General features: G+C 41.9%; 19 protein-coding genes. All 19 read left to right on the forward strand.

Going from position 1 to position 19,496, the window contains the following annotated elements; translation table 11 throughout:
- Positions 1–129: 129 nt before the first annotated feature.
- Entirely contained in the window at positions 130–3,696 is a 3,567-nt protein-coding gene (gene smc, locus AC3ISE_RS09535) for a chromosome segregation protein SMC (protein WP_489224004.1), read from the forward strand.
- A 14-nt stretch (positions 3,697–3,710) separates the two neighbouring features.
- Complete coding sequence (gene ftsY / locus AC3ISE_RS09540) at positions 3,711–4,700, forward strand: signal recognition particle-docking protein FtsY (protein WP_489224005.1); 990 nt, start codon at positions 3,711–3,713, stop codon at positions 4,698–4,700.
- Between the two features lie 613 nt (positions 4,701–5,313).
- Positions 5,314–5,646, forward strand: a complete 333-nt coding sequence (locus AC3ISE_RS09545; protein WP_139149128.1) for a putative DNA-binding protein — start codon at positions 5,314–5,316, stop codon at positions 5,644–5,646.
- 12 nt (positions 5,647–5,658) lie between these two features.
- Positions 5,659–7,002, forward strand: coding sequence for a signal recognition particle protein (gene ffh / locus AC3ISE_RS09550; protein WP_070877224.1), 1,344 nt, complete (start codon positions 5,659–5,661; stop codon positions 7,000–7,002).
- 94 nt (positions 7,003–7,096) lie between these two features.
- Entirely contained in the window at positions 7,097–7,369 is a 273-nt protein-coding gene (rpsP, locus tag AC3ISE_RS09555) for a 30S ribosomal protein S16 (RefSeq protein ID WP_070877225.1), read from the forward strand.
- An 11-nt stretch (positions 7,370–7,380) separates the two neighbouring features.
- Complete coding sequence (locus AC3ISE_RS09560; RefSeq protein WP_133311086.1) at positions 7,381–7,611, forward strand: KH domain-containing protein; 231 nt, start codon at positions 7,381–7,383, stop codon at positions 7,609–7,611.
- Positions 7,612–7,702: 91 nt separating this feature from the next.
- Positions 7,703–8,083 carry a YlqD family protein gene (locus tag AC3ISE_RS09565; protein ID WP_133311085.1) on the forward strand — a complete coding sequence of 127 codons (381 nt, stop codon included), beginning with the start codon at positions 7,703–7,705 and terminating at the stop codon, positions 8,081–8,083.
- 12 nt (positions 8,084–8,095) lie between these two features.
- Positions 8,096–8,620, forward strand: coding sequence for a ribosome maturation factor RimM (gene rimM, locus AC3ISE_RS09570; RefSeq protein WP_309191538.1), 525 nt, complete (start codon positions 8,096–8,098; stop codon positions 8,618–8,620).
- Positions 8,617–9,348, forward strand: coding sequence for a tRNA (guanosine(37)-N1)-methyltransferase TrmD (gene trmD, locus AC3ISE_RS09575; RefSeq protein ID WP_489224006.1), 732 nt, complete (start codon positions 8,617–8,619; stop codon positions 9,346–9,348). The genes rimM and trmD overlap by 4 nt, the downstream gene beginning before the upstream one ends.
- A gap of 165 nt (positions 9,349–9,513) precedes the next feature.
- A complete protein-coding gene (gene rplS / locus AC3ISE_RS09580) occupies positions 9,514–9,858 on the forward strand; it encodes a 50S ribosomal protein L19 (RefSeq protein ID WP_029281375.1) in 345 nt (114 codons plus the stop codon).
- Positions 9,859–9,991: 133 nt separating this feature from the next.
- A complete protein-coding gene (gene lepB / locus AC3ISE_RS09585; RefSeq protein WP_489224007.1) occupies positions 9,992–10,525 on the forward strand; it encodes a signal peptidase I in 534 nt (177 codons plus the stop codon).
- 80 nt (positions 10,526–10,605) lie between these two features.
- Positions 10,606–11,463: a ribosome biogenesis GTPase YlqF gene (gene ylqF / locus AC3ISE_RS09590; protein WP_430005763.1), complete on the forward strand. Its 858-nt coding sequence runs from the start codon at positions 10,606–10,608 to the stop codon at positions 11,461–11,463.
- Positions 11,464–11,560: 97 nt separating this feature from the next.
- Positions 11,561–12,337, forward strand: a complete 777-nt coding sequence (gene rnhB, locus AC3ISE_RS09595; RefSeq protein ID WP_489224008.1) for a ribonuclease HII — start codon at positions 11,561–11,563, stop codon at positions 12,335–12,337.
- Between the two features lie 13 nt (positions 12,338–12,350).
- Positions 12,351–13,622 (forward strand): hypothetical protein, encoded by a 1,272-nt coding sequence (locus AC3ISE_RS09600; protein WP_489224009.1) that lies wholly within the window; start codon positions 12,351–12,353, stop codon positions 13,620–13,622.
- On the forward strand, positions 13,619–13,921 hold the full coding sequence (locus AC3ISE_RS09605) for an EscU/YscU/HrcU family type III secretion system export apparatus switch protein (RefSeq protein WP_489224010.1): 303 nt from the start codon (positions 13,619–13,621) through the stop codon (positions 13,919–13,921). The genes AC3ISE_RS09600 and AC3ISE_RS09605 overlap by 4 nt, the downstream gene beginning before the upstream one ends.
- Before the next feature lie 157 nt (positions 13,922–14,078).
- Positions 14,079–15,239, forward strand: coding sequence for an ADP-forming succinate--CoA ligase subunit beta (gene sucC, locus AC3ISE_RS09610; protein ID WP_070877235.1), 1,161 nt, complete (start codon positions 14,079–14,081; stop codon positions 15,237–15,239).
- A gap of 18 nt (positions 15,240–15,257) precedes the next feature.
- Positions 15,258–16,160: a succinate--CoA ligase subunit alpha gene (sucD, locus tag AC3ISE_RS09615; RefSeq protein WP_489224011.1), complete on the forward strand. Its 903-nt coding sequence runs from the start codon at positions 15,258–15,260 to the stop codon at positions 16,158–16,160.
- Between the two features lie 170 nt (positions 16,161–16,330).
- Positions 16,331–17,155: a DNA-processing protein DprA gene (gene dprA / locus AC3ISE_RS09620; RefSeq protein WP_489224012.1), complete on the forward strand. Its 825-nt coding sequence runs from the start codon at positions 16,331–16,333 to the stop codon at positions 17,153–17,155.
- A 223-nt stretch (positions 17,156–17,378) separates the two neighbouring features.
- Entirely contained in the window at positions 17,379–19,454 is a 2,076-nt protein-coding gene (gene topA, locus AC3ISE_RS09625; protein WP_489224013.1) for a type I DNA topoisomerase, read from the forward strand.
- Positions 19,455–19,496: the final 42 nt, after the last annotated feature.

A 19,496-nucleotide genomic window follows, 5' to 3' on the forward strand; every position in this document is an offset into this window, starting at 1 on the left:
GTGCAAAATTACTATTAATAGCCTGCAAATCCGGATCAAAAGCGGGAAGGGGCTTTATCTTTTTAAACAAACTGCCCTGAATTATGATAGAATATGGTTGATTTTAAAGAATAGTAGGGAGGATCCTAAATGTTCCTCAAACGTTTGGATATAGTAGGATTTAAATCATTCGCTGAGCGGGTGAATGTAGATTTTGTAAAAGGCGTGACCGCAGTAGTCGGACCAAACGGCAGCGGGAAAAGCAATATTACGGACGCCATAAGATGGGTGCTGGGCGAGCAGTCGGCAAGGTCACTCCGGGGAACGAAAATGGAGGATATTATCTTTGCCGGAAGCGACTCAAGAAAAGGTGTAAATATGGCGGAGGTTACTCTCACTCTTGATAACGAGGACCAGTTTCTGCCGATCGATTATCATGAGGTATCGGTTACGAGAAGAGTATACAGATCTGGTGAAAGCGACTTTTATATTAACAATCAGTCTTGCCGGCTGAAAGATATTGTCGATCTTTTTATGGATTCCGGACTTGGCAAAGAAGCTTTTTCAATCATCAGCCAAGGCAAAGTGGAAGAAATTCTCAGCAGTAAAGCGGAGGAAAGACGCAGCATCTTTGAAGAAGCGGCAGGTGTTTTAAAATATAAAACACGAAAGAAAAAAGCAGAATTCAAATTAGCGGAAACGCAGGAAAATCTTAATCGTGTTCAAGATATTCTTCATGAACTTGAAGGCCAGGTCGAGCCCCTTAAAATTCAGGCATCGATTGCAAAGGATTTTCTTGAGAAAAAAGAAGAGCTTGAACAATTCGAAGTAGCTCTCACTGTTTATGAAATTGAAGAGCTTCATAAAAAATGGGAGTCTTTATCACAGACTGTAGAGAATGGAAGACTGCAAGAAAGCAGTCTGTTTGCCTCTGTTCAAAAGAAAGAGGCTGAAATTGAACAAACCAGGGATCAGTCCCAGGCACTCGACGAATCAATTAATGATCTTCAGCAAGTGCTGCTTCTTGCAAGCGAGGACCTCGAAAAGCTTGAAGGCCGTAAAGAAGTTCTTAAAGAGCGCAAAAAAAATGCTCATCAGAATAAATCTCAGCTTCAAAAAATAATAGAAGAAGCATCTGAACGGACAGCAGCTCTTGAGAATGAAAAGAAAACCCAGTCAGCATTATTGGAAAAGCTCCAAAAAGAAGTCAGCGATCTTAAAAAGCAGCTTCAGGAGAAACAAACACTGCTGTCAACGTACGATCAGAACATTGAAGAGAAAATTGAATCTCTCAAAAGTGAATATTTTGATTTGCTGAATGCACAGGCACAGGCAAGAAATGAAATAACGTACATAGATGATCAAATGGATCAGCAAACAAAGAAAACCGGCCGGTTAAAAGAAGCAAATCAAAAGTACATTAATGAACGAAATGAGATTGAAGAGAAAAAGAGAAGACTTGAAGCAAGGCTCTCTTTACTTGAAGCCCAGCTGGATGAACAAATTAAAACCTTCCGTGGCGCACAGGCGAAATTAGAGAAGGACAAAGCAGCTTATCAAAAAAGAGAAACGGCTCTTTATCAAGCCTATCAATATTTGCAGCAGACAAAATCGCGCAAAGAAATGCTTGAGTCCATGCAGGAGGATTACGCAGGCTTTTTCCAGGGGGTAAAGGAAGTCCTGAAACAGCGCAATCAGCTTCAAGGCATTCATGGCGCCATTGCAGAGCTTATATCAACGGACAAGCAGTATGAGACAGCGATAGAAATTGCCCTTGGCGGTGCTGCGCAGCATGTGGCAGTTGAAGACGAGCAAGCTGCCAGAACAGCGATTTCATATCTAAAGAAAAATGCGTTTGGACGTGCGACATTCCTTCCATTAACTGTCATGAAGGAACGCACCGTTTCAGCACATGATCTCCAAACATTGAGAAGCCACAGTGCTTTTAAAGGAATTGCTTCAGAACTGGTTTCTTTTGACCCTCGCTACCAGAAGGCTGTATCTAATTTGCTCGGCACAGTCGTTGTCACAGAAGATTTAAAGGGTGCAAATGAACTTGCTAAACTGCTAAACTACCGTTTTCGCTTTGTTACTGTGGGCGGAGATGTCGTAAATCCCGGGGGATCGATGACTGGCGGAGCCGTCAAGCAAAAAAACAATTCTCTCTTAAGCCGCAGCCGCGAATTAGAAACAATCGAAAAGCAATTTAATGAAATGAGCGACAAAACAAGTCAGCTTGAAGAAGACGTGAAATCACTGAAGCACTCGATTTCAGCTTTGGATCAGCAGGTTGAACTTCAAAGAGAAAAAGGAGAGCAGCTGCGGATTGAAACACAGTCAGTCCGGTCCGAACTGAGAGAGATGGAAATGAACGAGAAGAATGTAAACAATCATCTTTCTCTTTATGATGCTGAAAAAGAATCATATCAGTTTGAAGAGGCCAGAATGATAAAGCGGAAAGAAGAGCTTTCGCTGCAGCTGGATGCTTCAAAGGAAAAAATGAAGAATCTTGATCAGCTTATTGCCGAATTATCTGCACAAAAAACAACCCAGCAATCTTCAAAAGAAGAAGTTCAAAACGAGATAACCGATCTGAAAGTTGTTTTAGCAAGCAAAAAGCAATCACTCGAAAATCAGCTTGAAAAAGCAGATCGGACAAAGATTGAGCTTGATGATCAGCATAAAAAACTGACGGAAGCTCGGGAAGATTTGAATTTCCTGCACGATGAAATGAATTCCAATTTTTCGGGTGAAGAAAAATTAGAGGAAACAGCCCGTCAAAAACGCGAAGACAAAAACAAGACGATTGAACTGATTTCCGTCAGACGAAATCAGCGCCTGAAACTCCAGGATCAGCTTGAGGTTTCTGAACGGGAAGTGAAAGAATTAAACAGGCAGTATAAGCAGCTTTCAGATCTGCTGAAAGATGAAGAGGTCAGATTAAACCGATTCGATGTAGAACTTGATAATCGACTGAATCATTTGCGTCAGGAATACTTCCTGTCATTTGAAGCTGCCAAAGAAAAATATGTTCTGGATCTTGAAGCGGGTGAGGCGCGCAAGCGGGTAAAACTCATTAAACTTGCGATTGAAGAGCTTGGAACGGTCAATCTTGGAGCGATTGAGGAATATGAAAGAGTTTCAGAACGATTCCATTTTCTGACTGATCAGCGCAATGACCTTCAAGAAGCCAAAGACACTCTCTATCAGGTTATTGGCGAAATGGATGAAGAAATGAAAAAGAGATTTCATCATACCTTCACCCAAATCAGATCTCATTTTGAGTCTGTCTTTCAAGCGTTATTTGGAGGCGGCCGTGCAGAGCTCAGGCTTACAAATCCAGATGATCTGCTGAACACAGGGGTAGATATTGTTGCTCAGCCTCCAGGGAAAAAACTTCAAAACCTCGGTCTTTTATCAGGCGGAGAGCGTGCATTAACAGCAATCGCATTGCTTTTCTCCATTTTAAAAGTCCGTCCGGTGCCATTTTGTGTCCTTGATGAGGTCGAAGCAGCACTTGATGAAGCGAATGTCCACAGGTTTTCTCAATATCTGAAGAAATTCAGCAAAGACACGCAATTTATCGTTATTACACACCGCAAAGGCACGATGGAAGATGCTGATGTCCTGTATGGAGTCACCATGCAGGAGTCAGGCGTTTCCAAGATGGTATCAGTCCGCTTGGAAGAAACAAAAGAATTTGTGCAATCAGGATGAAAGGAAGAAGCTGAATGAGTTTTTTTAAAAAATTAAAAGAGAAATTTACACAGCAGCAAGAGCCGGATTCTTCACCGGAAAAATTTAAAGACGGCCTGACAAAAACTCGGGTCTCATTTTCAGAACGGGTGAATAATCTTGTAGCCCGCTACCGCAAAGTAGATGAAGAGTTTTTTGAAGAGCTTGAAGAAGTCTTGATCGGTGCTGATGTTGGCGTATCAACGGTCATGGAACTGATTGATGAGCTGAAAACAGAAGTAAAGCGCCGCAACATCCAAGATTCAAAAGATGTGCGTTCTGTCATTTCAGAAAAGCTTGTTGACATCTATCAAGGGGAAGATGCTCAATCTCCAAAACTTGATATTCAGGAAGACCGATTAAACGTCGTCCTGTTTGTCGGAGTAAACGGTGTTGGAAAAACAACGACAATCGGCAAACTCGCACACAAGCTTAAAGGCGAAGGCAAATCCGTTCTGCTCGCTGCAGGAGACACATTCCGCGCTGGTGCGATTGAACAGCTGGAAGTTTGGGGAGAGCGCACAGGAGTGGATGTCATTAAGCAGTCAGCCGGATCTGATCCCGCAGCTGTCATGTTTGATGCTGTCCAGGCAGCTAAAGCAAGAAAAGTAGATGTCTTATTATGCGATACAGCAGGACGTCTGCAAAATAAGGTAAACCTCATGAAAGAGCTCGAAAAAGTAAAGCGCGTGATCGAACGTGAAATTCCCGGCGCTCCTCACGAAGTGCTGCTCGTCCTTGACGCAACAACCGGCCAAAATGCCATGGTCCAGGCGAAACAATTTTCTCAGGCGACAGATGTATCAGGCATCGTCCTGACGAAGCTTGATGGCACAGCAAAAGGCGGCATCGTTCTCGCCATCCGCAATGAACTGAGCATACCGGTGAAATTTGTCGGCCTCGGCGAAAAAATGGATGACCTGCAGGAATTTGATGCTGAACAGTATGTTTATGGATTATTTGCTGATTTAGTGGAAGAAGCCTAAACAGAGAAAACTGTCTCATGAAGCCGTGAATACGGCTGTGGTGAGGCAGTTTTTTCTTATCTTGAGAAATGGTAGGCTGCAAACCGAAAAATGACCAAGAAATCATTGTAAATCACAGAAAAATGGCATTTAGTTGATGTCTCTGGACTTTATCTGGCTTCCTTTCCGCTATCACGAGTTTCATTATTCAATTCCGGGCTCTAATTCTAATGTGTTTACTTTTGGGGTGAACCCTTATTTGTTTGCCCGAGTCTGACCAGCCGGTTCCGCTTTTCTCGGTGTCCAGCTCCATCGCCCAACTCCTCGGCCAGAACGGATCATCCAGCAAAGGCAAAAAGCGCCTTCACTGGCTGATCCTTATCTGTCTGTCGGAGCTAAACGGGCGATTCCGCTTTTCTCGGTGTCCAGCTCCACCTCCTAGCCCCTCGGCCAGAACGGATCCGCCAGTAAAGGCAAAAAGCGCCTTTTCTGTCGGATCCTTATCTGTCTGTCGGGTCTGACCAGTCGGTTCCGCTTTTCTGTTAGTGTTAAGAAAAAAACTTGACATGTATTTCAATAGCTTGTAAACTAATGACTTGTAAAGGCAATTCCCTTAACAAAGGAGAGACGCTGAGTGATGCTTGAAAAAACAACGAGAGTAAATTATCTGTTTGACTTTTATCAATCGTTGTTGACACCAAAGCAAAAAAGCTATATGTCGCTTTATTATCTTGATGATTACTCCTTGGGAGAAATTGCTGAAGAGTACGACATTAGCCGGCAGGCCGTGTATGATAACATAAAACGAACTGAGGCAATGTTAGAGCAATATGAAACTAAATTATTGCTTTTTCAAAAATTTCAAGAGCGTCAACATTTGATTGAACAATTAAAAGCTGCAGCGTTCAAGATTGATCAGGAACGTTCACTTTTGACGCTGATTGAGGCGCTGGAGAAATTAGACTAGGAGGCGGCATGTATGGCATTTGAAGGATTAGCCGACCGACTGCAGAATACAATCGCAAAAATCCGCGGCAAAGGCAAAGTGTCGGAGTCTGATGTAAAAGAAATGATGCGTGAAGTGCGATTAGCACTTTTAGAAGCAGACGTTAACTTTAAAGTCGTAAAAGATTTTGTGAAAAAAGTAAGCGAACGGTCAGTAGGACAGGAAGTTATGACAAGCTTAACTCCTGGCCAGCAGGTCATTAAAGTTGTTAAAGAAGAGCTGACTGCTTTAATGGGCGGCGAACAGAGCAAAATTGCCGTCGCCAATAGACCGCCAACCGTTATTATGATGGTTGGTCTGCAAGGTGCCGGTAAAACAACGACTACAGGAAAGCTTGCGAATCTGCTTCGAAAGAAACATAACCGCAATCCTCTGTTGGTCGCTGCAGATATTTACCGTCCTGCTGCCATCAAACAGCTTGAAACACTTGGAAAACAGCTGAATATGCCTGTCTTTTCCCTGGGTGATCAAGTAAGTCCTGTTGAAATTGCCAAGCAGGCGATTGAGCACGCAAAAAAAGAACATCTTGATTACGTTCTGATTGATACAGCGGGCCGTCTTCATATTGATGAAACACTGATGGATGAGCTTCAGCAGGTAAAAGAATTATCTAAACCTGATGAAATCTTCCTCGTTGTTGATGCAATGACAGGACAGGATGCCGTAAATGTAGCACAAAGCTTCAATGATCAGCTCGGCTTAACAGGCGTAGTCCTGACAAAGCTTGATGGCGACACACGGGGCGGGGCTGCACTTTCCATCAGATCTGTAACCCAAACACCAATTAAATTTGTTGGTCTTGGTGAAAAACTGGATGCAATTGAAGCATTTCATCCAGAACGCATGGCATCCCGTATTTTAGGCATGGGTGATGTTCTCACATTGATTGAGAAGGCACAGGCCAATGTGGATGAAGATAAAGCAAAAGAACTTGAACAAAAAATGAGGACGGCTTCGTTTACATTTGACGACTTCCTCGAACAGCTCGGACAAGTCCGCAGCATGGGACCGCTTGATGAGCTTCTTGGAATGCTCCCGGGCGCAAACAAAATTAAAGGGTTAAAAAATGCTCAAGTCGATGAAAAACAGATTGGATCTGTTGAAGCCATCATCCGTTCGATGACGAAGGAAGAAAAACAGCATCCTGAAATCATCAACTCTGGCCGCAGAAAGCGGATTGCAAAAGGAAGCGGAACGACCGTCCCGGAAGTAAACCGTCTCTTAAAGCAATTTGAAGACATGAAAAAGATGATGAAACAAATGACGAGCATGTCAAAAGGCAAGAAAAAAGGCGGAATGAAATTTCCGTTTATGTAACAATTTTTAGGTGTTAAGAAAAAACACTTTACAAAGTGCTTTTTCATTGATATCATACTATCTTGTTGAAATATTTTCGGAGGTGCTTTATAAAATGGCAGTAAAAATTCGTTTAAAACGCATGGGAGCTAATAAATCTCCTTTCTATCGTATCGTAGTTGCAGATTCTCGTTCACCACGTGATGGACGTTTCATCGAAACAGTTGGAACTTACAATCCAGTTGCTAACCCGGCAATCGTTGACATCAACGAAGAGCTTGCTCTTAAATGGATGCAAAATGGTGCAAAACCATCTGACACAGTTCGCAACTTGTTTTCAAACCAAGGCATTATGGAAAAATTCCATAACGCTAAACACAGCAAGTAAGGGCTGATTCGATGAAAGAGTTAATCGAGTCGATCGTGAAGCCGCTTGTTGACCATCCTGAAGATGTGTCTGTTGTAGAAAATGAACGTGAACATCAAATTGTCTACGAATTAACCTTACATCAAGATGATATCGGCAAGGTGATTGGAAAACACGGCCGGATAGCGAAAGCGATTCGGACTGTTGTATACGCAGCAGGATCTAACTCTAAAAAAAGAGTTCAGCTGGAAATTAATGATTAAGCAAAAAGGGGAGGTATAACCTCCCTTTTTTTTGTACAATGAAAGAGATTCAGAAATGCTGTTATTAGAATAGGTTACCGGAGGAATGGCGATGGAAATCTTCCAGACAGTTACGGTCAAACAGATATTGACAGAAACGAGCAGGGAACAGCTTTTAAATCATTTCATGCAAACCAAACAGCAGCTGGAACGGGAAATTGATCAGCTTGCCTTTCAGCTGAAGAAAAAAGAAAAAACGAATCAGACAGAAGAAATGCGCAAACAATATCAGCGGGAAATATCAAAGCGGATGGATAAAATAAAAATAGCCGACTTTCAAATACAGCAATTACATACTCTGCCGCTTGGAAGCGAAATGAAAGAAAAAGAGATGAATGCAATCTTGGAGGTTCAAGTCGGGGACCGCTGGGATGATCTTATTAAAGAAAAGACAATTGTGATTAAAGATGGAATCGTAGTCGAAATACGCTAGAGGTGAATAGGAATGGCAGAAAAATGGTTTAATGTAGGAAAAATCGTAAATACTCATGGTGTAAAAGGAGAAGTCAGAGTTTTATCGACGACGGATTTTCCTGAAGAACGCTACCAGACAGGAAATGTTCTCTATCTCTTTCAAAATGAACAAAAAGAGCCTGTAGAAGTAAAAATTAAAACACATCGTTTTCATAAAACATTCGATCTCCTTACATTTGAAGGACATGATTCTATCAATGATGTCGAAAAGTATAAAAATTCTCTTATTAAAGTCCCTGAAAGCCAGTTGACAGATCTTGATGAAGGTGAGTACTATTTTCACGAAATTATCGGCTGTACGGTTTTAACGGACGAAGGAGAAGAAATTGGAACGATTAAAGAAATTCTCGAAACAGGTGCCAACGACGTCTGGATTGTCAAAAGAAAAAACAAAAAGGATGCCTTAATTCCTTTCATTGATGATGTTGTTAAGGAGATTGATGTAGAAGAAAAGCGCATTGTTATTTCACTGATGGAAGGACTAATTGACGAATGAGAATTGACTTTTTAACTCTCTTTCCGGAAATGTTTCATGGAGTGATCGGCAATTCCATTTTGAAAAAAGCGGAAGAAAAAGGTGCCGTCAGCTTTAAAGTAACCAATTTCAGAGATTACTCTGACCATAAACACTCAATTGTGGATGACTATCCATATGGCGGAGGAGCGGGCATGGTTCTGAAGCCGCAGCCTATATTCGATGCTGTAGAAGATATTCAAAAAGAAAGCGGCTCTGCTCCTAAAATTATTCTCGTATGCCCTCAGGGCGAAACGTATACCCAGAGAAAAGCAGAAGAACTTGCAAAGGAAGAGCATTTGGTTTTTATCTGCGGACATTATGAAGGATATGATGAGAGAATCAGAGAGCATTTAGTAACGGATGAAATTTCGATCGGGGATTTTATCCTTACGGGCGGGGAATTAGCTTCGATGGTGATCGCAGACAGCGTCGTCAGGCTGCTTCCGGACGTTTTGGGCAATGAGGACTCTCCTGTGCTCGATTCCTTCAGCACAGGGCTTCTGGAGCATCCTCACTACACTCGTCCATCTGATTTCCGCGGCATGAAGGTTCCGGATGTATTAATCTCCGGCAATCACGCCAAAATTGATGAATGGCGGGAAAAAGAATCACTGCGAAGGACTTTTAGCAGAAGACCTGATTTGCTCAGCTCTTTCGATTTAACAGAAAAGCAGAAAAAGTGGATAGAAGAATTTAAAAAAGGTTAAATGCAGTATTGCGTGAGCTGTTTCAATATGATATGATGTTTCTTGTGATTTGGTTGCCTATAAAGTGTTTTTCCTTGAAAGGCATTTGGCGCACGTCACACTAAAACGGTGTTCCGCTGCATGAATTATTTTGTAATGAGCATCTGTTGGAAGGAGTTGAAAACGATGCAAAAACTAATTGAAGATATCACTAAAGAACAATTAAGATCTGATCTTCCTGCTTTCCGTCCTGGAGACACTGTACGTGTACACGTTAAAGTTGTTGAGGGAACTCGTGAGCGTATTCAGATTTTTGAAGGTGTTGTCATTAAGCGTCGTGGTGGTGGAATCAGCGAAACTTTCACAGTTCGCAAAATTTCTTATGGGGTAGGCGTTGAGCGTACATTCCCAGTTCACACACCTAAAATCGCACAGTTAGAAGTTATCCGTCGCGGTAAAGTACGCCGTGCGAAACTTTACTACTTGCGCGAACTACGCGGTAAAGCGGCTCGTATTAAAGAAATTCGATAATCGATCGTACCTAAAAGGGCTTGTCTACTTTGAACAAGCCCTTTTTTCTTAATGTAAACAAACAATGGCTCAAGTGAAGCCCTACTATAATAGATTCATGACAAAAACGTGTATGAGAAGGTGAACTAAAAAGATGACCCGAAAAAAGAGCGAGCTGTTCGAATGGATCAAAGCACTCGCTATTGCAGTAATACTCGCAGCTGTTATCCGTTATTTCTTATTTGCGCCAATTGTTGTGGATGGCTTGTCCATGATGCCTACCCTGCACGATCAGGACCGTATGATCGTTAATAAGATCGGCTACAAAATAGGTGAACCGGAGCGGTTTGATATTGTCGTGTTTCATGCAACAGAGGAAAAGGATTACATCAAAAGAGTCATCGGACTTCCGGGTGACCGTGTAGAATACCGTGATGATACCCTCTACATTAACGGAAAAGCCTACGCTGAGCCTTATTTAGATGAGTATAAAAATACGCTGATTGACGGACCATTAACAGAACCGTTTACAGTGGAAGAAGTTCCGGAAGGCCAGTTGTTTGTAATGGGGGATAACCGCAGGTACAGCAAAGACAGCCGCCATATCGGCCCGGTCCCAAAAGTTGAGGTTATGGGACAAACCAGCCTGATCTACTGGCCATTAAATGATATTCGATTTGTTAAGTAATGCTCATTTCGCAGCTCTGTTTTCTCGGCTGATGCACAGAAAACATGCAAATGAGTAAAGAAATAAAGCAGGTGTAAAGAATGACTATCCAATGGTTTCCCGGCCACATGGCCAAAGCAAGACGTCAAGTAACCGAAAAATTAAAGTTAATAGATATCGTATTTGAACTTGTCGATGCGAGAATTCCAGTTTCATCAAGAAACCCGATGATCGATGAGATCATTTCAAGCAAACCGAGAATCGTTCTGCTGAATAAAGCAGATATGGCTGATCCGAAGGCGACCCAGCAGTGGCTTGCCTATTTCAAAGAGCAGGGCATTCACGCATTGCCGATTGATGCTAAAACGGGTACAGGCATGAAGCAGATTGTTTCGATGTCAAAAGAAGTCCTGAAAGAAAAGTTTGACAGACTGGCTGCAAGAGGAGTTAAACCAAGAGCGATCCGCGCATTGATTATCGGCATTCCAAATGTCGGAAAGTCGACGCTTATTAACCGTCTGGCAAAAAAGAATATGGCAAAAACCGGAGACCGTCCGGGAGTTACTACTGCGCAGCAGTGGGTGAAAGTAGGCAAAGAGCTTGAACTGCTTGATACTCCAGGAATTCTATGGCCTAAATTTGAAGATGAGCTTGTCGGGCTCAAGCTTGCAACTACAGGTGCCATAAAAGATGCTATCTTGAATCTTCAGGAAGTGGCTTTTTATGCCTTGGAATTTTTGGGCGAAAAGTATCCGCACCGGCTTAAAGAAAGATATGCACTTGAAGAAATTCCTGAAGACCGTGTAGAGCTTTTTGATGCTGTAGCGAAAAAAAGAGGATGCATCATGTCAGGCGGATGGGTGGACTATGATAAAGCCTCCGAACTTCTCCTGAGAGAAATCCGTTCTGAAAAGCTTGGACGCCTGAGCTTTGAAACGACAGAAAGCATTCAGCAATAAAAAAAGAAGACTCGCTAAAAGGCGCGTCTTTATTTTTTTTGTAAAAGGTTAGGCTCTTTTAGTTCTTACATATTGATTATTAAAGGCAGTGATATCCATGAAAAAGCAATCAACTGAACAAATCAGGCAAAAATTGATGCAAGTTCAGCGTTCAGACGACCCATTTTTACTCGAATGCATAAAAGATGAACGAAAAAGTGTACAAGCACTCGTCAAAAAATGGATGCGCAAGTTTGAACAGAAGAAAAAAGACAGGCAGATGTTTGAGGACATGATGACATTTGAACGTCAGGCAAGAGACAAGGGATATAAATACATATGCGGAATTGATGAAGTCGGAAGGGGACCGCTCGCAGGTCCTGTTGTGGCTGCAGCCGTTATCCTGCCTGAAGAATTTTATCTGCCGGGGTTAACTGATTCAAAAAAATTGTCTGCAGAAAAAAGAGAACTTTTTTACGGGACGATTCTGAGTGAGGCTGTTGCTTATGGAGTCGGCATTATTTCACCTGCGCAAATTGATGAGCTGAACATCTACCAGGCTACAAAAGCGGCGATGCTGATGGCTGTAGATGAGCTCGCTGTGAGCCCTGAGTACATGCTTATTGATGCGATGGAGCTTGCCCTCCCAATCCCTCAAGAATCATTGATAAAAGGGGATGCAAGAAGCGTGAGCATCGCTGCCGCCTCTGTCGTGGCAAAGGTAACGAGAGACCGAATCATGAAAAAGCTTGCTGAAACATTTCCTCAGTATGGCTTCGATCAAAATATGGGATATGGAACAAAACTGCATCTTGAAGCTTTAAATAGGGATGGGATAACTGATTATCACCGCAAGAGTTTTTCTCCTGTGAAAGAAATGGCACTCATTAAATAAGGGGGCAGAGCTAATGGATCCTATCATTACGGGTAAACCTCAGTTATTCATTCCAAAAGAAGAAATGCCTGATTTCAGGAAGAATGATTTCGTTTACGGGAAAATCCTTGATAAAAAGGGGGATCGTGCTGTCATCCAAATTGGAGAAACTAAACTTCATGCAAGGATCGACAGCAGTCTTCCTTCTTCAGGCAGCTTTTGGTTTGAGGTGAAATCCAGTAAAGAGAGCGATGCCATTCAGCTGAAAATGCGGTCGGTTGCCCAGATGTCCGGAGAGCCTTCAGGTGCACCGGAATTTATCCCGAATCTTTTAAAGGAAGCTAATGCTGCAAGGACAATAGGGAATGTGGATTTCATGCATCAGCTGCTGCATGAGCACGCTGGAATCAAGCGGAAAGATCAGCAGCAGACATTGAAGCATGCTGCTGAAAAAGGAAGACGAGATCCGGCAAAGACGATGGCGTCCATATCTTTCGCCCTGAAAAATAACTTTCCTCTGTCTGCAGCGGTCTTAAATGCCCTTTTTGACGTGCAAAGCAGCGAAACCCTCTATGATCAATTAAAACAGCTTCACAGTGTACTGGAGACTGAAGATGCCCTTAAGACTCAAATAGGCTCCATAATCGCTCAGGATATCGAAAAAAATGCTGACGGACTTGCCGGAGCATTATCTTTCTTTCAAAAGAAGGCTGGTTTAAAGGCGGAAATCTCCATTTTACAGCAGCTGGCAAAAGGTGCTGATTCTATCCGGCAAGAGGAGAATCTGAAGCTTCTATTGCTGTCTGCAAGTCGCAAACAGTCTGATCCGGCTGTAAAAGAAAAAATCGATCAGCTGCTTTCAAAGCTGAACGGACAAACTTTGTTAAGTGCTGACCAAGGCTTCACTCAAAACCACTTCGTGCAAATACCGCTCCATTATGGAGATTTTCAATCTGACCTGAACATCGAATGGACGGGCAGAAAAAATGATAAGGGAGAAATCAACCCTGATTACTGCCGGATCCTATTTTACTTAAATATGAATGTTCTTAAAGATATTATGATTGATTTACATATTCAAAACCGCATTGTGACCGTCACGATTTATAATCAGTCTATACCGTTTCATGCGCTCTTACGCAAACATGCAGATGCGTTAAAACAAAAATTGCAGCAGCATCATTATTCGGTGAGTTCAATCAAAATTGAACAGCTTAATGAAGCTGAAGATCATCATGCTCAATTTATGAACAGGGTCATGTACCGTAATCATCGTGCAGTGCAGGGAGTGGATCTGAAAATATGAAAAATGAAAATAAGCAAAAGAAAGCGGCAGCACTCCGGTATCAAGATAAAAAGGATGCTGCTCCGCGTGTTACTGCCAAAGGCAAAGGGCATGTGGCGGACACGATTATTGAAGCTGCCAAACTAAATGATGTGCCAGTGCAGGAGGACCCTTCATTAATCGAAGTCCTCCATAAGATGGAAGTGAACGAGCTGATTCCGGAAGAACTTTATCAGGCAGTCGCTGAAATTTTTTCATTTCTTTATCAGGTGGATAAAGAAGCCGAAACGAAGCAAACGAACGATAAAGGCAGAGATTGATAATATTTTATATTACTAGAAAAATAATTTTTGTGAAAAAGTTTGAAAAAAATGAAGGATTCGACGAATTTCTGCAGAATAGTAGACAAGGAATCAACTATTTTATAAAATGAAAGCGCAGTCTATTTTTTTCGTACATAAGTTAGGAGGATGGGAAATGAATATCCATGAGTATCAAGGAAAAGAAATCCTTAGAAAATATGGAGTAGCAGTACCAAACGGCAAAGTTGCCTTCACAGTTGAAGAAGCTGTGTCAGCAGCAAAAGAATTAGGTACTGAGGTAGTTGTCGTAAAAGCTCAGATCCATGCGGGCGGCCGCGGTAAAGCTGGCGGGGTAAAAGTTGCAAAGAATATTGAAGAAGTAGAAACTTATGCGAAAGAAATTTTAGGCAAAACGCTGGTTACACACCAGACAGGTCCGGAAGGCAAAGAAGTAAAACGCTTACTGATTGAAGAAGGCTGCGATATTAAGAAAGAATACTACATCGGACTTGTACTAGACCGTGCAACTTCACGTGTTGTCTTAATGGCATCTGAAGAAGGCGGAACGGAAATTGAAGAAGTTGCAGAAGCGACTCCTGAGAAGATTTTCAAAGAAGTAATCGATCCTGCTGTAGGTTTACAAGCTTACCAGGCTCGCAGAATTGCTTTTAATATTAATATTCAAAAAGAATTAGTGGGACAGGCTGTTAAATTCATGATGAGCCTGTACAAAGCATTCACTGAAAAAGACTGTTCAATTGCAGAAATCAATCCTCTTGTTGTAACAGGAGACGGAAAAGTAATGGCGCTTGATGCAAAATTAAATTTTGACGCAAATGCCCTTTACCGCAGAAAAGATATTCTTGAATACCGTGATCTTGACGAAGAAGATGCGAAAGAAATCGAAGCTTCTAAATATGACTTAAGCTATATTTCTTTAGATGGAAATATCGGCTGTATGGTTAACGGAGCAGGACTTGCTATGGCTACAATGGATATCATCAAGTACTATGGTGGGGATCCCGCAAACTTCCTGGACGTTGGGGGCGGTGCAACGGCTGAGAAGGTAACAGAAGCGTTTAAGATTATCCTTTCAGATCAAAACGTAAAAGGGATTTTCGTCAACATTTTCGGCGGTATCATGAAATGTGACATTATCGCTCAGGGAGTTGTTGAGGCAACGAAACAAGTTGGACTTGAAATTCCTTTAGTTGTCCGTTTAGAAGGAACTAACGTAGAGCTTGGCAAAAATATCTTAAATGAATCCGGTTTGAATATCACATCCGCAGAATCAATGGCTGATGGCGCACAAAAAATCGTATCTTTAGTAGGGTAAGAAAGGCAGGGGACTAAGATGAGCGTATTTATTAACAAAGATACTAAAGTGATTGTACAGGGAATTACAGGATCTACTGCTCTATTCCATACGAAGCAAATGCTTGAGTATGGCACGAAAATAGTAGGCGGAGTTACACCGGGAAAAGGAAACACGGAAGTAGAAGGAGTTCCTGTCTTTAATACAGTTGAAGATGCTGTTAAAGAAACAGGTGCGAACGCATCAGTCATTTATGTTCCGGCACCATTTGCTGCAGATGCTATCATGGAAGCTGTTGATGCTGAACTTGATCTTGTTATCTGCATCACTGAGCACATTCCGGTTCTTGATATGGTGAATGTGAAGCGTTACATGGAAGGCAAGAAAACACGACTTGTGGGACCAAACTGCCCTGGTGTTATTACACCAGATGAATGTAAAATCGGCATCATGCCAGGATATATTCATACAAAAGGCCATGTTGGGGTTGTATCGCGTTCTGGAACATTAACATACGAAGCTGTTCATCAGCTTACTCAAGCAGGCATCGGTCAATCTACAGCTGTAGGTATTGGCGGAGATCCTGTAAACGGCACAAACTTCATCGATGTTTTAAAAGCTTTTAATGAAGATGAGGACACATATGCTGTCATCATGATCGGCGAAATCGGCGGTACATCTGAAGAAGAAGCGGCGTTATGGATCAAAGAAAACATGACGAAACCGGTTGTAGGCTTTATCGGCGGCCAAACAGCACCTCCTGGAAAGCGCATGGGCCATGCTGGTGCGATTATTTCAGGCGGAAAGGGTACTGCGGCTGAAAAGATCAAAACAATGAATGAGTGCGGCATCAAAGTAGCTGACACTCCATCTGTTATGGGTGAAACATTGATTGAAGCACTAAAAGAAAACAATTTACTTGAAAAATGCAAAACTCATTAAAAAAGATCCGGGAATAGCGTTTCATGCTATTCCCTTCTTTCTATGGAACACAATTTTAATTTGCTAAAAAGCTTTCTAATAAAACTATATATAATAGTAGAAAGGGACAAAAAATGCTCGAAATTCATCATAAAATTATTCATTTATCCCACTGCCGGGGCTTTCGCCATATGGATTTTTTCAACCTGCTGAAAGCCGATCCAACCTTAAAATCTCTATATAGACTTACAGATCAAGAGATACAGCAGCTTTTCCGCCTCTCAGATCAAACTCTCCCCCAATTCCTGCAGGATTTCCACTCATTCAATCTTCATGAAGTTATCTCTCAATATTGTGAACAAAACCTTCATATGCTCACTCTTTTTGATGAAAACTACCCAGAGCTGCTCCGGGAAATACCGGACCCTCCTCCAATTCTATTTTATAAAGGTGACATAACTCGACTAAAAATGAAAAAAATGATCAGCATTGTCGGAACACGGAATCCAACATCATACGGCTCCAATGCGCTCCGGAAAATCGTGAATCCATTAGTCAGAGATGGATGGACGGTTGTAAGCGGGCTGGCAAAAGGCATAGACGCACTTGCTCATCGTGCTGCGTTAAGCGGAAACGGGAAAACAATCGGGGTTATTGCAGGGGGACTGAATCATTTTTATCCTAAGGAAAATCAAGCTCTGTTTGAACAAATGTGCTCTGAACATCTTGTACTTTCGGAACATCCTCCAAATATAAAACCTCAAAAATGGCACTTTCCTCAAAGGAACCGAATTATCAGCGGCTTGAGTCTTGGCACAGTTGTTATGCAGGCAAAAGAGAAAAGCGGCTCACTGATTACAGCAAACACCGCTTTGGATCAGGGGAGACAGGTTTTTGCTGTTCCAGGGTCAATTTTTGACGATTTTTCAGCAGGAGCAAATCAGCTGATTAAGCAGGGCGCCTACCTTGCAGAAGACGGAAACGATATCATAAATGATCTCATTTTACAGGTATAATAAGTGTGATTTTCCTTCTTATGTTCATTTACTGTTTGACAAACTGCATCACTATATTTAATAATAGTGGAGATTTAACCTGTTTAAGCAAATCATGGAATGTATGCGATTCTTTTTGTATGCAGGCAGGAATATCATTTCATTTAAAAGATAAACACATAAATTGAAAAAAGTGAAAGTATGAAAATAAAGAGAGAGAACACCTCTTTAAGGAGGATCATGTATGTCGGATTTTTTAGTGATTGTTGAATCGCCGGCAAAAGCGAAAACAATCGAACGATATCTAGGGAAAAAATATAAGGTTAAAGCTTCAATGGGGCATGTCCGGGATCTTCCGAGAAGTCAGATCGGCGTGGACACTGAGGGGAATTACGAACCAAAATATATTACCATTCGGGGAAAAGGGCCAGTACTTAAAGAATTAAAAACAGCAGCAAAAAAAGCAAAAAAAGTTTATCTCGCAGCTGACCCGGATCGCGAAGGGGAAGCTATTGCCTGGCATCTGGCTCATAGTCTGGACGTTGATGTTTTGTCAGACTGCCGTGTTGTTTTCAATGAGATTACAAAGGATGCCATCAAAGAATCATTTAAACATCCGCGCCCGATCAACATGGATTTAGTGGATGCTCAGCAGGCCAGACGGATTCTGGACAGATTAGTCGGCTATAAAATCAGCCCGATTCTCTGGAAAAAAGTTAAAAAGGGCTTAAGTGCAGGCCGTGTTCAGTCTGTAGCAGTTCGTCTGATTATTGACCGCGAAAAAGAAATAAAAGCGTTTATTCCGGAAGAATACTGGACAATCGAGAGTCAATTTCTAAAAGACAAGGATCTGTTCGATGGCGCATTTTTCGGGATTAATGGAAAAAAAGCGGAATTAAAAACCGAAGATGATGTTAAAGCAGTGCTAAATAAAATCAAAGGCAACAATTTTACAGTCACTAATGTTTCAAAAAAGGAACGAAAACGCAATCCGGCGGTACCCTTTACTACATCTACATTACAGCAGGAAGCAGCCCGCAAATTGAATTTCAGAGCGAAAAAAACAATGATGATTGCTCAGCAGTTATACGAGGGAATGGACCTTGGAAAAGAAGGAACTGTCGGTCTGATTACTTATATGCGTACAGACTCTACAAGAATTTCTGAAACAGCTCAGCAGGAAGCATTTACTTACATCGAACAGAAGTACGGCAAAGAATATACGAACACAGCAAAGAAGGCTGTGAAGAAGAATTCAAATACGCAGGATGCCCATGAGGCGATCCGCCCTACTTCAACTTTGAAAGATCCTGCTTCTTTAAAAGAATTTTTAAGCCGAGATCAGCTTCGTTTATACAAATTAATCTGGGAACGATTTGTAGCTAGTCAAATGGCATCAGCCGTACTCGATACAATGAGCGTGGATTTAAACAATAACGATGTGATGTTCAGAGCCAATGGATCCAAAATTAAATTTCCCGGGTTTATGAAAGTTTATGTCGAGGGAAATGATGATGGAGTGGAAGAGAAGGACCGCATGCTTCCGGACCTGCAAAATGGAGATGTGGTATATTCTAAAGATATCGAACCTGCTCAGCATTTTACTCAGCCGCCTCCGCGCTATACTGAGGCAAGACTTGTGAAAACGCTTGAAGAACTGGGAATAGGCAGACCGTCAACGTATGCACCTACACTTGATACCATTCAGAAAAGGGGCTATGTTGCACTTGACAATAAACGTTTTATTCCGACAGAACTTGGCGAGATTGTCCTTGAATTGATTATGGAATTTTTCCCGGAAATCATCAACGTTGAATTCACCGCTAAAATGGAAAACAGTCTGGATGAAATTGAAGATGGAAATGTTTTATGGGTTAATATCATTGACGATTTCTATCAAGATTTCGCCAAGCGCCTTGAAGTTGCTGAAAACGAAATGGAAGAAATCGAAATTAAAGATGAACCGGCTGGCGTTGACTGTGAAGAGTGCGGCAACCCGATGGTGTTTAAGATGGGACGCTACGGAAAATTCATGGCATGCTCGAACTTCCCTGACTGCCGCAATACGAAACCGATAGTAAAAGAAATCGGTGTACCTTGTCCGAAGTGTGAAAAAGGCAATATCGTTGAAAGAAAATCAAAGAAACGCCGCATTTTCTATGGCTGTGATCAGTTTCCAGAATGTGACTTCCTCTCGTGGGATAAACCGATTGCAAGATCATGTCCAAAATGTGATAATATGCTAGTTGAGAAAAAACTCAAAAAGGGCATGCAGGTACAGTGCGTGAACTGTGATTATAAAGAAGAACAGCAAAAGTAAAGGTGAGCGAAGTCTTGCTCACCTTCTTTATGTGTTTTATGG

The organism is Metabacillus sp. KH_069 (assembly GCF_057838075.1).